This window comes from Photorhabdus bodei, assembly GCF_003287735.1.
Taxonomy (GTDB): Bacteria; Pseudomonadota; Gammaproteobacteria; order Enterobacterales; family Enterobacteriaceae; genus Photorhabdus; species Photorhabdus kayaii.
Window position 1 is genome coordinate 1 of the sequence record NZ_NSCM01000020.1, and the last position, 14663, is coordinate 14663.

Genomic DNA, 14663 nt, shown 5'->3' on the forward strand with positions numbered 1-14663 from the left:
CTTTCCGGTAAATAAAAGTAATAGATCAAAATTGGCGATTACCGTCAACCCCACTGATATCATCAATACAAAAAACCTGTGTAAGATCACACTATTTTTAAATCAGAAATACGGTGCGGAATGACGGATCCAAATATCACCAGACCAATTATGGCTAATAGATACGTTTTTAATTCAACATTACCTGTTGTAATGAGTTATGTATCTAAGTTTGAAGGAAGAGTTAATTCAAATGTAAATACTCTGAGAGAATTTTTTGATGATCGATTCTTTTTAGAGCAGAAGATAAATTCATTTAGATTACTACCAGTTAAAATTCAAGCTGTTTTACAAGTATTTGTTTATGGAAGGGATGCAAGAGATTCAAAATATGATAAATTTTATAATAACCTTAAAGGATCTATAGGAGAAGTAAATTATAATAAAGCTATAAAAGAGCTACATGATAATATGCCGCTGACAGAAAGAAATCTTTTTGTTTTAAATGAATTAATAAAAGCAAATGGTAATATTAATAATGAGGTAGGGAAAATAAAAAAATTAACTACATACTTAGCTGATTTTGATAAAAAATATGGGTATGGAACAGGAGAAGATGCTAGCTATTCTGAAGACTGGTATGGTGCTTATACTGGTGAGAGCAATAACTTGCCTCAGAAAATGAAGGAAATCTTATTTGCGATGCGGCACCCTATTGCAGCCTATGATATTGGGCTCTACGAAAGAGGTGCTACCAATATCACGACTAATGCGGTACGTTTTTCAACCCAGGGGAATAGTAAAACGAACCCCAATGGTACATTACTGGATAATAAATATAAGGAAGGCTCCCAGGTCAATGCTTTCCGGCATACACTATGGCAAGCTACCATTGCTGCTCGGTATGGTGAGGAAGTCGCACTCCATGCAGGCAATGCTCATGAAAGTAATCCTAAAATAGATCTTAACATCCGGCAGTTTGCTGCCCTTAAGGACGCTGATCAGACAATTGATTTACTCAATAACCAGATAGGGCGTAGGATTGGCCTACAGAGCGGGAACTCGTCAATGAAAGCGCAGGCCAAGGCAGTGTTGAATCGCTTTCATAAAGAGGGACTGTATGTTGCCAAGAAAAATGCGATGGGGTTTGAGATTGTCAAAGAAAAAATCACCGATGAGCAGTTTTCTTATATGAACTCGGTATTTGAAAGAGGAAATGAAGATGGCTTTTCACCTGAGTAACTATTGGCGATGCAATTGGAACAGCAGAAAAAATAAAATCATTTTTTTTTCATGTACATTGCTGATAGTTTTTTTTGTGTTCAATAGTAACCGACAGTTTAGCATTGTTAAGGGTATGTTTGATTATGCTGATAAACATTGCCAGCAAAACACAGACTGCGTGGTTAACATCAGCAAAATCACGCCGTTTAAATGGGACACTTTGTATGTTATTGATAGTGGTTGGGATCTTGACGAAATTAAGTCTGTCATTGGTGCTGAGTTAAAGGAAAGGACGGATATCTTTTCCAAGATTATCTTTGTTAAGGATGGGCAAGTGGTTTATTTCGAAGAGTATTATTATTATCCGGATTCAGGGGGTAAAAAAATCTTGGTTCTCGATTTTGATTATGAAAATCAGGAAAAAGGGCTTATAGCTTATTATCGTGTTCCCAGAGAGGCTCCCAAAATTGTCATAAAAATGAAAGGAGACCCATCAGTAGAGGACAAAATTTACTATTTATTTTCTTCCGCTAATGAGCAGCAGGTTCAGAGGAACCCCTCATCATTCCGAAAACCATCATGATGCCTTGATGTTAAAAAAACGCATCATAATACCCGGTGATATTTGCCGGGTTTACTAAATAATAGCAACAATACACCATACCAGCAAAAGAAACGAGAATTAAAAATAACATCAATACCCTGCACTTGATTCTTGTCGCCATAAATGTGCGGCTAATAGGGCTTTCCAGGGAGTGAAGTCTGCCAACCATTTTTCTGCCTGTTCTCTGGAAACTTTTTCATTTTGATTAAACAGTCTTTGCATATTACGTCTTACGGCGACATCGCCATGTAATGAGCCATTTAAGTAGTTGAATCCCCGTAACAGGGAATAGTTAATTGTCCACATACCAATGCCTTTTATAGCGAGTAAATTATCTGTTAGTTGCTGAATATCTTGCTCATCATCAGAGATTGCCAATGTTAATTCACCAGATTCAATTAATTGGCTTAAGCGGAGTAATGCTTTGGCTTTACTGACAGAAAATCCGCATTGGCGTAATTCATCTTCTGGATGGTTGATGATTTGTCTGGCGGTTGGAAAGCACCATAGCCCGGCGGAGTGCTGAACGCCCATTGCCTGAATAAATCTCCTGCGAATAGAGATGGCTGCACTGACGCTGATCTGCTGACCGATAACCGCCCAACTTAATGCTTCAAACGGTGTGGCCGATTGATAAATTCTTAGACCTGATTGTCTGGCAATAAGTGAACCGATAATCGGGTGTTCTTTATATAAACATTCAAATAGATGAACCGGCTGTAGAAGCCCTAGCATATGCGATGCTAAAGCAGATAAGCGCTCATCAGGGCTTGTTGTATCACCATCAACTTTAAGTTGTATATGTGCGGTTTTTGCATTAATAGCTATGGTTAATTCCGCAGGTTTGTCATCCCACATCGTCCCTTTTCGAACTTTATTCTGTTCCACAATTTCGGCGATATTTTGTTTATCCCTTTGATGAAAAGCGAAAAAATCGTGGGTATGATAATTATCGGGTAATGCGATTTTGGCAGATAAAGTGGTTTTCATTTCTTCTCTCCCAAGGTATGGGTATTTTAGTGATCATAGTTAGCATTCTTGATAAAAAACTCTGAAATTTGTTTTCAAATTTTTAAAATTTTTCTGACGGGAACAATATCGTCAATTTGTGGTCTTTGTATATGTTAATTAAAGGAGAGATTAATGAAAGCATATTGTTTTAATTTACAACAGAAAATTCTGACATCTGTTCTGCTTTTTTCATGTTGTATAGGTTTTGCTTACTCAAATACAAATATGCATAAACAGTTTTTCCGTCATGATGGTAGTGAAATAACTTACTATCTTAAGCAAAGAGGTGGTAAGAATCTATTGGTGCTGATACAGGGCTCTGATTGTAATAGTATCGCTAATAATAAGTTTGTGAATGATACATTCAGTGATATTTATCCCGATAGTGATATTCTGACTGTGGAAAAATATGGCATTAATGCATCACTCCCTTGGTCTGATGTTGTTGAGCGTTCAGATTGTCCTCAGGCTTATATTCGATTGGATACGCCAGAGCAGCGAGTTAAGGATTATATTCAGATCATTGATTATCTGAAACATCAGAATAAATATAAAAAGATTGTTATTTTGGGTGGAAGTGAAGGAGCAGTGGTTGCTAATTTAATGACATCACAAGTCAATTATATTGATAGAACCGTGTCACTGAATGGTGGAGGTCGGTATTTCGCTGATGATGTTATTCATAGTATGAGGAGTGAGGTGCCACCAGAGCATATCGATGAAGCAATTAAAGGATTTAGGGATTTTCAGCAAAAAATAGCTACCGGGAATAATATGGGTCATATAGAGATGAGTAATCATGGTGCTAATTGGTGGAGAATCTCACTTGGTATTGATCAATATAAAGTGTTAAATCAAACTAAAAGACCTATCTTGATTATTCAAACACTAAATGATAATTCCGTCAGCCCTGGCTCAGCGATGAAAATGGAAGAGCAATTAAAGAAAGATAATATTACCTTTTATCAATACCCAGGTCTGAGTCATGGATTTAGGAATAGTGAAGGTGTTTTGCAGATTACTCCTATAGTTGAAGATATAAAGAATTGGTTATCTAGGGATTATGAATAACCGTCTGTTATCTAAAATATACCCGTCATCTTTCAAGTTGCCTCTTTGTTGGCTGCACTCACTCACCCCGGTCACATAGTTATCTATGCTCCCGGGGATTCGCTCCCTTGCCGCCGCGATGCATCTTGAAATCCATAGGGTATAGTATTAATTCGTCGATTTTTTCATATTGGGAAGTGATATTAAATTTGGAAATAAAACGTGGCATAGTCAAAATTGACACCACGTTTTTTGGATATTATTTTTTCGTAGTGATTGTTGTTAATTCTATATCTCATTTGTTAATAAAATATATATAAATAACAAATTGATGATCAGTGATTTGTAATAAATTTAATAATATAATTGCTTGAGATTTATTTTATATTCTTGTTATTATAATGGGTGAATGGGATGTAATTATAATATTTGCTATAAATCATCACTTGATTAATATACCGCTCGTTATTTCTATAAAATATAGTATTAAAACGTTATGAATTATTTGTTGTTTATGAAATGATGTTCTCGACTTTAGCTTTTGTAGAGTAGAGAGAAATAGCTGTTTATTTCTCATTATTATTTATCTCTGTCATTATATTCGATTGAAAAAATTACTGAAATATCCTGCTCATTATAGGATGTAATATCTTTTTTATTTTCTATTGGGTAATAAAATATTGATTTTAAATTAATTAAATTTATTTTTTTATTTTATTGACAATACATTAATGGCATCTATAGTTATATGTATTAGATAAAGCATCAATATGGCACCAAAAATGCTGTAGATATTATCTAAATGCTGGATAAATTCCTGATAAACACCTTGTTTTCTAGTGAAAATGGTTACCGTTTTGTGTGGGCAAGATAAATAGCTTATTGTATGTATTTTTGAGCGATATAAGTTATTTATCAATTGGTTAGATTAAATTTTGGAGTTTATGTCATGATAATTAAGAAAGATATTTTATTAAATGAAGAGCTGATTGTCGATGATGAGCTTAAAGTGGGTAAAGTAGAGAAGGTCAATATTGATATTCTGTCACCCAGCTCAGTTATCGTTAGTCTAAATATTTTAGGCGTAGTTGATGATTTTCATCTATTACTAGTTGATGGTGATAAAGATAAAGACAAGATTGTGCTGCTCTATCTTTCTCTTTTACGTGTTCTTCATGAAAAATTAGAAGTGAAAGTAAAAATCGCAAAAAGTAATCTTACTAAGATAAAATATATAGTAGGTGTTGAAATTTAAGAAGTATTTGTTAAATTTCTAAATGAGTGCGTAGAATAATTGGATTTAGTTTGAGAGATATAATCAATTATCAAATGCACCTAACCGTAGGAAGAACGTGAATATTTACGTTCTTCCTGTTCCTATTTGAATGAATTATTGTGAAATTAAAGAATCTATATTTTATAAATAAATTTTGGTTTATTTAGGGTAATATTTTAACGGTAATAATTATATGGCAAACAATCACATTAACTCTATTTTACAATGCTTAAATTTAATTTCTTTACAAATTTAAATGTCCATATATTATTGCTAGAAGACAAATTTATATTATTATTTTAGAGTGATAAAATCACAGTGAAACTATAAAGTTGTTTTTTATATTATTCCCTCAATTGAAAGTTTTATGATGAAAAAATAAATTTTTTAACAGTTTTTTACTGTTTTAAATAGCTAATATTATGATTTTTTTGTTGGATTTGGCAGATCTAAAAAAATCATAGTTAATTTGACTTTTTAAACAGAAAGAAATGTAAATCCATAATATTATGTATGATGATATATTGAAATTGAATTTTTTCTAAGAGGTTTATTTTGATGAAAATAGGGTCGCGATTAATACAATTGTTATAGTTTTAAAGCGACATAATATTAAAATATCAGGAGACGACATGCTTGATTCAAATGTAACAGATTGTAATAGTAAGAATACTTCCCCAGTTTGTTCTTTTAATGAATGGGATCCACTTGAGGAGGTTATTGTCGGTGTCGTTGATGGCGCCAGATTTCCCGGTTGGCATATGGCGATAGAGCCAATACTACCACCAAATCAGATTGCTAATTTTCATCGGTATGCAGGTCGGTCATTTCCGCAAGAGCAAATTGATGCAGCATCTAGAGAATTAGAAGAGTTTGTCCATATTCTTGAAGGTGAAGGTGTGACAGTACGTCGTCCGGATCCGCAAGACCAATCTCAGGTATTTGGTGCACCAGGCTGGAGTAGTACAGGGTTTTATTGTGCAATGCCTCGCGATGTGCTGTTAGTTATTGGAAATGATATTATTGAATGCCCGCTAGCATGGCGTTCCCGTTATTTTGAGACAGCGGCATATAAGACTTTACTTAAAGATTACTTTAAGAAAGGTGCAAAATGGAGCGCTGGGCCAAAGCCACAGTTGACCGAGGAACAATATAATTTCGAATGGCATCAGCCTAATAGCAAGGAGCGTGTTCCCCTTGCTATAACTGAGTTTGAACCAACTTTTGATGCTGCGGATTTTATTCGATGTGGGCGAGACATCATTGCTCAAAAGAGCCATGTCACAAACGAATTTGGTATTGAATGGCTTCGTCGTCATATAGGTGATGAATATCGTATTCATGTTTTTGAATTTAACGATGATAGCCCTATGCACATTGATGCCACCTTTGTTCCTATGGCGCCAGGAAAACTGTTAATTCACCCAGAAAAAGTATTAAAAATTCCTGAATTGTTTAGGAACTGGGATGTATTACATGCACCGAAACCGGTTATTCCTGATGACCATCCTCTGTATACCACCAGTAAATGGATCAACATGAATATTCTGATGTTGGATGAACAGCGAGTGATTGTTGAAAAGCAGGATGAACCAATGATCGCAGCGATGAAACGCTGGGGCTTTACGCCTATTCCATGTAATTTCAGGAATTTTAATACGTTCGGCGGTTCCTTCCATTGTGCAACAGTGGATGTAAGACGGCGCGGAACTTTACAGTCTTATCTTGACTAGGAATAATGATGGCTATCTGGAGATATTCCCTTTGGGATGCAGCAATGTTTGCATTAAGTATCTTGCATACGGTAGCCACTATTACGCTAGTTGTGTATTGGGATAATTTCACTATTGTAAAAGTGATTGTGATATTGAAAGCTTCCCCAATATTTGACTATAGCTAAATATGCCTCTACATTTATATATGACGGATGTAAATGTTAGAGATGAATACCCGCATGCACACAGTTAAGATTAATCACAGTGTGCATGCGTTTTGCTTGTATTTCTTTCTTCTCCCCATCATTGCTATGATTATGAATAGTAACAGGCTGTTTAATTCTGAATTTAAGTATGAGTTCTGAAATAATTGCTGGTAGTGAGTCATTGTTAGTACGAATTCATCTGTTCTGATGAGTAACCGCAGTTACTTTCTGTTTCTCTTTATATATTAAATGATAATCATTATTACTTGGATGTTGGTTATTTCCGTCTTACAGTACTTACAACATATTTATTGCTATCAGACTGCATATATATGTCTTGTTTTATAATCTTATATAAGGAAATTCATGATGAAATCGATGATATCTAAAGATAATATTAATTTATTTATCAAAAAAATAGATGAACTGGTTAATATTGAAAATGAAAAAAAAGGTGGGGCTCTCGCAGTTGCTATTATCCACGATGATAAGATAATTTATCAGCGTCATATCGGGCAGGCGAGCATTGAACATGCTGTGGCTATACAGCCTAATACTAAATTCTATTTGGCGAGTGCTTCAAAACAATTCACGGCTTTTTGCATAGCCTTGCTGGAGAAAGAAGAAAAGCTCAATGTCAAAGATAAAGTCAGGCAATATTTGGATTATTTACCCGAGCATTTCTCTGATATTACCATTGAGCATCTTATTCATCACACCAGCGGGTTACGGGATGTATTTTTACTTTATAGTCTGGCAGGTAAAAACTCAAGTTTTGACTACTGCAATGCTGATTTAGTGAAAAAACTGATCCAACGACAACAGACACTAAATGCTCCCATTGGGGAATATAATATTTATAGCAACACGGGCTATTATTTGCTGGGGGAAATCATCAGAGTGGTTTCAGGTAAGTCGTTAAAAAAATATTCAGAAGAAAATATTTTCGCTCCATTAGAGATGAAAGATACCATTATCTGTGATGATATAACCGAGATTATCTCTAATCGGGCGATGGGTTACACTTATAATGAGAATTCGCAACAGTGGATAAGAAGCGATATCAATAATTCTGTGACGGGTAGTGCAGCGGTTCACTCCACCGTGAATGATTTATGTCGTTGGGCTAAAGCGTTTTATTCACCATCTATTGTTCAGGATTTACTGCCTCAATTATCCCGTACACCAGATTTAACCAATGGCAATCGTAACAACTATGCTTACGGTTTGATTATCGACCAACGTGCAGGGCAAAGGATAATACAACATAGTGGTACCTATGCTGGCTTCAGGGCTAATATTTGTATTTTACCAGATGCTAAATTAGGTATCGCGATGACTGCTGCAACCGATGTTGATGTTGGTAAATGGACGGATAAGTATATTGATATATTATTTAATGCCGATGCTGAGCCAGAAAAACCACATTGCTTAACCAGTGATATTGATATCACCGGTATTTTCCGAGGGATAGAGCCTTACCCTTATATTATTACTAAAGAAGATTTTTATTTTTTAGGTAATTTATTTACAAAAGGTAACCCGATTATTTTTAACTCTGACGGTACATTCCAAGAACAAGGAAGTAAAATCCAGTTCAGACCTGTCATTGGAAATGACAGTGTTATCGCGCTGGAACATATTGATGAAATTGGTAACATTTTTTATTTGAAAAAGATGAACAATGAAGATAGTGTTGATATTCAGTTATTGTCAGGGCGATATTATAGTCACGAAACAGAGGCGGTAATTAATATTATAGTGTCTGGTGATGATATTTATATTGATGGGATTATCCATCCGGTAAAAAAAGAGGTTTTGCGACGTATTTATGGGAATAGCTATTTCTCTCCCAGTACTGAATTTGTTGTTGATTTTGAATTTGATCCTGACACGAATAAATTTCGTCTTTATATCGGTAATTCACGTTGCTTGAATGTGGAATTCGTTGAAATTTAATTACAGGTTAGTAAATATAAGTTTATAACAGCATTTCGTGAGTAGGGTGGAATTAATATTATGAGGGCCTAAAGATATTTTCCATTAGATACACTTTGTTCCAGGCAGAACTATTATATTTATGTTCTGTCTGTTTTTTATAAATATTAGGAGATTAATCATGAAACTGACAATATCCACAGATAATATTAAATTATTTATCAAAAAAATAGATGAATTAGTTAATATTGAGGATAAAAAAAAGGGTGGCGCTCTCGCCGTTGCGGTTACCCACGGTAATAAAACCATTTATCAGCGTCATATCGGGAAAGCGAGCATTGAACATGCTGTGGCTATAAAACCTAATACTAAATTCTATTTAGCGAGTGTTTCAAAACAATTCACGGCTTTTTGTATAGCTTTGCTGGAGAAAGAAGGAAAGCTCAACGTTAAGGATAAAATCAAACAATATTTGGATTATTTACCCGTGCATTTCTCTGATATTGCCATTGAAAATCTTATTCATCATACCAGTGGGTTACGGGATATGTTTTTACTCTATGGTCTGGCAGGTAAAAATTCAGATCTTGACTACTGCCATGCTGGTTTAGTAAGGAAACTGATTCAACGACAACAGGCATTGAATCTCCCGACTGGGGAATATTATCTTTATAACAACACGGGCTATTATTTGCTGGGGGAAATCATCAGCGTAGTTTCAGGCCAGCCGTTGAAAAAATATGTAGAAGAAAATGTTTTCGCCCCATTAAAGATGAAAGATACCTTTATCTGCGATGATATAACCGAGATTATCCCTGACAGGGCGATGGGTTATACTTATAATGAGAGTTCGCAACGGTGGATAAGAAGCGATATCAACAATTCTGTGGTGGGTAGTGCTGGGGTTCATTCCACCGTGAATGATTTGTGCCGTTGGATGAGAGCGTTTTATTCGCCATCTATTGTTCAGGATCTATTGCCTCAATTATTCCGTACGCCAGATTTGACCAATGGAAATCGTAACAATTATGCTTACGGTTTGATTATCAGTCAACGCGAAGGGCAAACGATAATACAACACAGTGGTGCTTATGCTGGCTTCAGAAATAATATTTGTATTTTACCGGATGCTAAATTAGGTATCGTGATAACCGCTGCAATAGGTGTTAATGTTGCTAAATGGGTGGATCAGTATATTGATATATTGCTTAATACCGATGTTGGGCCAGAAAAGCCGCATTACCTAACCGATAATATTGATATCACCGGTATTTTCCGAGGGATAGAGTCTTATCCTTATGTTATTACCAAAGAAGATGTTTACTTTTTAGGTAATTTATTCGAAAAAGGTAACCCGATTACTTTTAATCCTGACGGTACATTCCAAGAGCAAGGAGGTAGAACCCGGTTCAGATCTATCATTGAAAATGACAATGTTATCGCACTGGAACGGATTGATGAAAATGGTAATGTTTTTTATTTTAAAAAAATGAATGATGAAGAGAGCATCGATATTAAACTATTGTCAGGGTGTTATTATAGTTACGAAACAGAGGCGGTAATTAATATTATATCGGCTGATGAAAATGTTTATATTGATGCGATTATCCATCCGGTAAAAAAAGAGGCTTTGCGGCATATTTATGGGAATAGTTATTTATCCCCAGGAACTGATCTTATTGTTGATTTTGAGTTTGATCCAGATTCAAATAAATGTCGTCTCTATGTCAGTAATTCGCGCTGCTTGAATTTGGAATTTGTTTCGGTTTAATTGACAGGTTAGTGAATACAAATTTAGGACAGTATTTCGTTAGTAGGATAGGATTGATACTATTGTGATAGTCTGGAGATATTTTATATTAGATGCACTTCATCCTAGGCAGAACGGTTATATTTATGTTCTGCCTATTTTTTATAGACATTAGATCGAAAATGATTTATGAAATCAAATAACTATTTGTAAAAATTAGCTAATTTTGATTTTCACCCACAGCTACTTTATATTGTCATTCATACATTAAATGATAATCATTATCACTTGGATGTTTCTTGTTTATGCCTTATAGTTCTGCCCGCATATGTTGTATCACCAGATCGTATATATGTGCCCTACTTGTATAATTTTAAATATTAGGAAATTAATGGTGGAACTAACAATATCTACAGATAATATTAAATTATTTATCAATAAAATAGATGAACTGGTTAATATTGAAAATAAAAAAAAGGGAGGGGCTCTTGCCGTTGCGGTTACCCACGGCGATAAAACCATTTATCAGCGTCATATTGGGCAAGCTAGCATTGAACATGCTGTAGCTGTAAAACCTAATACTAAATTCTATTTAGCGAGTGTTTCAAAACAATTCACGGCTTTTTGCATAGCCTTATTGGAGAAAGAAGGAAAGATCAGGGTCAAGGATAAAGTCGGACAATATTTGGATTATTTCCCCGCAGAATTTTCTGACATTACCATTGAACATCTTATTCACCATACCAGCGGGTTACGGGATAAATTTTTACTTTATCACCTAGCAGGTAAAAATTCAGACTTTGATCACCGTCATATTGATTTGGTGAGAAAACTGGTCCAACGGCAACAGGCACTTAATTTCACGTCTGGGGAGTATTATCTCTATAGCAATACGGGCTATAGTTTATTGGCGGAAATAGTTAGCGTAATTTCAGGTAAATCGTTGAGGAAATATGCGGAAGAAAATATTTTCGTTCCATTAAAGATGGAAGATACCTTTTTCTATGATGATATAACCGAGATTATTCCTGATCGGGCTATGGGTTATGCTTATAATAAGAAGCTGCACCAGTGGGTAAGAAACGATATCAATAATTCTGCTGTGGGTGGTGGTGGGGTTCACTCCACCGTGAATGATTTGTGTCGTTGGATGAGAGCATTTTATTCACCATCGATTGTTCAGGATCTGTTGCCTCAATTATCCCGTACACCAGATTTAACCAATGGCAATCGCAACAATTATGCGTACGGTTTGATTATCAGTCAACGCGAAGGGCAAACGATAATACAACATGGTGGTTCTTATGCTGGCTTCAAATCTCACGTTTATATTTTACCGGATGCTAAATTAGGTATCGCGATTACCGCTGCAATAGGTGTTGATGTTTCTAAATGGGTGGAACAGAATATTGATATCTTGTTTGACACCGATATTAGGCCAGAAGAACCGTATTGCCTAACCAGTGATATCGATATCACCGGTATTTTCCGAGGGGAAGAGCCTTATCCTTATATTATTACCAAGGAAGAGACTTATTTGTTAGGTAATTTATTCGAAAAAGGTAACCCGATTATTTTTAACTCTGACGGTACATTCCAAGAGAAAGGGGGTAAAATCCGGTTCAGACCCATTATTGAAAATGACCGTGTTACTGCACTGGAACAGATTAATGAAAATGGCAATGTTTTTTATCTTAAAAAGAGGGTTGATGACGGAGCTATCGATATTCAGCGATTGGCAGGGCGATATTATAGTCATGAAACAGAAACAACGATTACTGTTTCCGCTTCTGGCGATGGGATTTATATTGATGGGGTAGTTTATATTGGTAAAAAGGAAGTCTTGCGGCGGATTTACGGGAATAGTTATTTCTCTCCCAGTACTGAACTGATTATTGATTTTGAATTAGATCCTAATAGCAATAAACCACATCTCTATATCAGTAATTCACGTTGTTGGAAGATAGAATTCGTCACAGTTTAATTTATAAAGTGATAAATTAGAATTAGGAGCGATATGGTTATAGCAGAATGGAGTTAATACTATTGAGGAGCTAGAGATATTTTCTATTAGATGCACTTTATTCCAGGCAGAAATATTATATTTATGTTCTGTCTGTTTTTTTTAACATCAGCTTCCGTAGTTACTTTATATTGCCATTCATACATTAAATGATAACCATTATCACTTGGATATTTCTTATTTACGTCCTACAGTACTGTTTGTATATGTATTGATATCAGGCCGTATATATTTTATTTTGTAACCTTAAATAAGGAGTTTCATGATGAAATCTACTATATCTACAGATAAGATTAAGTTATTTCTCAAGAAAATAGACGAACTGGTTAATATTGAAAATAAAAAGAAGGGTGGTGCTCTCGCCGTTGCGGTTATCCTCGGCAATAAAATCATTTATCAGCGTCATATCGGGAAAGCCAGCATTGAACATGTTGTGGCTGCAAAACCTAATACTAAGTTCTATTTGGCGAGTGTTTCAAAACAATTCGTAGCTTTTTGTATTACTTTGCTAGAAAAAGCAGGGAAGCTTTGCGTCAAGGATAAAGTTGGGCAATATTTGAATTATTTCCCTGCGGAATTCTCTGATATTACTATTGAACATCTTATTCACCATACCAGCGGGTTACGAGATGAGTTTTTACTTTATGAGCTGGCAGGTAAAAATTCGGACTTTGATCACCGCCATATTGATTTAGTCAGAAAATTGACTCAACGGCAACAAGCGCTTAACTTTACTCCTGGGGAATATCATCTGTATAGTAATACGGGCTATAACTTGCTGGCGGAAATAGTCAGAGTGGTTTCAGGTAAATCGTTAAGAGAATATGCAGAAGAAAATGTTTTTGCCCCATTAAAGATGAAAGATACCTTTTTCTATGATGATGTCGCTGAAATTATCGTTGATCGGGCAATGGGCTACACTTATAACGAGGATTCATGCCGGTGGATAAGAGATGATCTCAACGATACAGTGGTCGGTGGTTCAGGGCTTCATTCTACGGTAAATGATTTGTGTCGTTGGATCAGAGCCTTTTATTCACCATCGATTGTTCAGGATCTGTTGCCTCAATTATCCCGCACACCAGATTTAACCAACGGTAATCGCAATAATTATGCGTACGGTTTGATTATCAGCCAACGCGAAGGGCAAACGATAATAGAACACGGTGGTTCTTATGCTGGCTTCAAATCTCATGTTTGTATTTTACCGGATGCTAAATTAGGTATCGCGATTACCGCTGCAATAGGTGTTGATGTTTCTAAATGGGTGGAACAGAATATTGATATCTTGTTTGACACTGATATTAAGCCAGAAGAACCGTATCGTCTAACCAGTGATATCGATATCACCGGTATTTTCCGAGGGGAAGAGCCTTATCCTTATATTATTACTAAGGAAGAGACTTATTTTTTAGGTAATTTATTCGAAAAAGGTAACCCGATTATTTTTAACTCTGACGGTACATTCCAAGAGAAAGGGGGTAAAATCCGGTTCAGACCGATTATTGAAAATGACAGTGTTACTGCACTGGAACAGATTAATGAAAATGGCAATGTCTTTTATCTTAAAAAGAGGGTTGATGACGGAGGTATCGATATTCAGCGATTGGCAGGGCGATATTATAGTCATGAAACAGAAGTAACGATTACTGTTTCCGCTTCTGGCGATGGGATTTATATTGATGGGGTAGTTTATATTGGTAAAAAGGAAGTCTTGCGGCGGATTTACGGGAATAGTTATTTCTCTCCCAGTACTGAGCTGATTATTGATTTTGAATTAGATACTGATGCCAATAAATCTCATCTCTATATCAGTAATTCACGTTGTTGGAAGATAGGATTTGTCGCAGTTTAATTTATAAAGTGATATACCCTATGGATTTCAAG

11 protein-coding genes are annotated in these 14663 nt (G+C 35.5%); 10 read left to right on the forward strand and 1 reads right to left on the reverse strand.

The window, feature by feature from the left end:
• Positions 1 to 120 precede the first annotated feature (120 nt).
• Both CKY02_RS12675 and CKY02_RS12680 read left to right on the forward strand, forming a co-directional pair.
• Complete coding sequence (locus tag CKY02_RS12675) at positions 121 to 1221, forward strand: DUF6973 domain-containing protein (protein WP_112895554.1); 1101 nt, start codon at positions 121 to 123, stop codon at positions 1219 to 1221.
• Positions 1202 to 1786, forward strand: coding sequence for a hypothetical protein (locus tag CKY02_RS12680; protein WP_112895555.1), 585 nt, complete (start codon positions 1202 to 1204; stop codon positions 1784 to 1786). Before CKY02_RS12675 ends, CKY02_RS12680 begins: the two co-directional genes overlap by 20 nt.
• 111 nt (positions 1787 to 1897) lie before the next feature.
• Here CKY02_RS12680 and CKY02_RS12685 read toward each other — a convergent pair whose 3' ends face one another.
• A complete protein-coding gene (locus tag CKY02_RS12685; RefSeq protein WP_112895556.1) occupies positions 1898 to 2797 on the reverse strand; it encodes a DNA-3-methyladenine glycosylase family protein in 900 nt (299 codons plus the stop codon).
• 153 nt (positions 2798 to 2950) lie between these two features.
• Between CKY02_RS12685 and CKY02_RS12690 the strand changes: the two genes are divergently transcribed.
• The 8 genes from CKY02_RS12690 (at position 2951) to CKY02_RS12725 (ending at position 14631) form a co-directional block, all read left to right on the forward strand.
• Positions 2951 to 3889: an alpha/beta hydrolase family protein gene (locus tag CKY02_RS12690; protein WP_112895557.1), complete on the forward strand. Its 939-nt coding sequence runs from the start codon at positions 2951 to 2953 to the stop codon at positions 3887 to 3889.
• 928 nt (positions 3890 to 4817) lie between these two features.
• The gene (locus CKY02_RS12695; RefSeq protein ID WP_112895558.1) at positions 4818 to 5123 is read left to right on the forward strand and encodes a Cro/Cl family transcriptional regulator; all 306 of its coding nucleotides are present in this window, start codon (positions 4818 to 4820) and stop codon (positions 5121 to 5123) included.
• 653 nt (positions 5124 to 5776) lie between these two features.
• Positions 5777 to 6877, forward strand: coding sequence for an amidinotransferase (locus CKY02_RS12700; protein ID WP_112878469.1), 1101 nt, complete (start codon positions 5777 to 5779; stop codon positions 6875 to 6877).
• A gap of 8 nt (positions 6878 to 6885) precedes the next feature.
• The gene (locus CKY02_RS12705) at positions 6886 to 7044 is read left to right on the forward strand and encodes a hypothetical protein (protein ID WP_193493132.1); all 159 of its coding nucleotides are present in this window, start codon (positions 6886 to 6888) and stop codon (positions 7042 to 7044) included.
• Between the two features lie 387 nt (positions 7045 to 7431).
• Complete coding sequence (locus CKY02_RS12710; protein WP_112895559.1) at positions 7432 to 9024, forward strand: serine hydrolase domain-containing protein; 1593 nt, start codon at positions 7432 to 7434, stop codon at positions 9022 to 9024.
• 160 nt (positions 9025 to 9184) lie between these two features.
• Positions 9185 to 10774: a serine hydrolase domain-containing protein gene (locus CKY02_RS12715; RefSeq protein ID WP_112895560.1), complete on the forward strand. Its 1590-nt coding sequence runs from the start codon at positions 9185 to 9187 to the stop codon at positions 10772 to 10774.
• Between the two features lie 370 nt (positions 10775 to 11144).
• Positions 11145 to 12737, forward strand: a complete 1593-nt coding sequence (locus CKY02_RS12720; RefSeq protein ID WP_112895561.1) for a serine hydrolase domain-containing protein — start codon at positions 11145 to 11147, stop codon at positions 12735 to 12737.
• A gap of 301 nt (positions 12738 to 13038) precedes the next feature.
• Positions 13039 to 14631: a serine hydrolase domain-containing protein gene (locus CKY02_RS12725; RefSeq protein ID WP_167405305.1), complete on the forward strand. Its 1593-nt coding sequence runs from the start codon at positions 13039 to 13041 to the stop codon at positions 14629 to 14631.
• Positions 14632 to 14663 lie beyond the last annotated feature (32 nt).

Excerpts from the sequence above, each read along its gene's own strand:
- CKY02_RS12725 (WP_167405305.1), top strand. The coding sequence starts at position 13,039 with ATGATGAAATCTACTATATCTACAGATAAGATTAAGTTATTTCTCAAG.
- CKY02_RS12690 (WP_112895557.1), top strand. The coding sequence starts at position 2,951 with ATGAAAGCATATTGTTTTAATTTACAACAGAAAATTCTGACATCTGTT.
- CKY02_RS12700 (WP_112878469.1), top strand. The coding sequence starts at position 5,777 with ATGCTTGATTCAAATGTAACAGATTGTAATAGTAAGAATACTTCCCCA.
- CKY02_RS12685 (WP_112895556.1), bottom strand. The coding sequence starts at position 2,797 with ATGAAAACCACTTTATCTGCCAAAATCGCATTACCCGATAATTATCAT.
- CKY02_RS12710 (WP_112895559.1), top strand. The coding sequence starts at position 7,432 with ATGATGAAATCGATGATATCTAAAGATAATATTAATTTATTTATCAAA.
- CKY02_RS12715 (WP_112895560.1), top strand. The coding sequence starts at position 9,185 with ATGAAACTGACAATATCCACAGATAATATTAAATTATTTATCAAAAAA.
- CKY02_RS12705 (WP_193493132.1), top strand. The coding sequence starts at position 6,886 with ATGGCTATCTGGAGATATTCCCTTTGGGATGCAGCAATGTTTGCATTA.
- CKY02_RS12695 (WP_112895558.1), top strand. The coding sequence starts at position 4,818 with ATGATAATTAAGAAAGATATTTTATTAAATGAAGAGCTGATTGTCGAT.
- CKY02_RS12680 (WP_112895555.1), top strand. The coding sequence starts at position 1,202 with ATGGCTTTTCACCTGAGTAACTATTGGCGATGCAATTGGAACAGCAGA.
- CKY02_RS12675 (WP_112895554.1), top strand. The coding sequence starts at position 121 with ATGACGGATCCAAATATCACCAGACCAATTATGGCTAATAGATACGTT.
- CKY02_RS12720 (WP_112895561.1), top strand. The coding sequence starts at position 11,145 with ATGGTGGAACTAACAATATCTACAGATAATATTAAATTATTTATCAAT.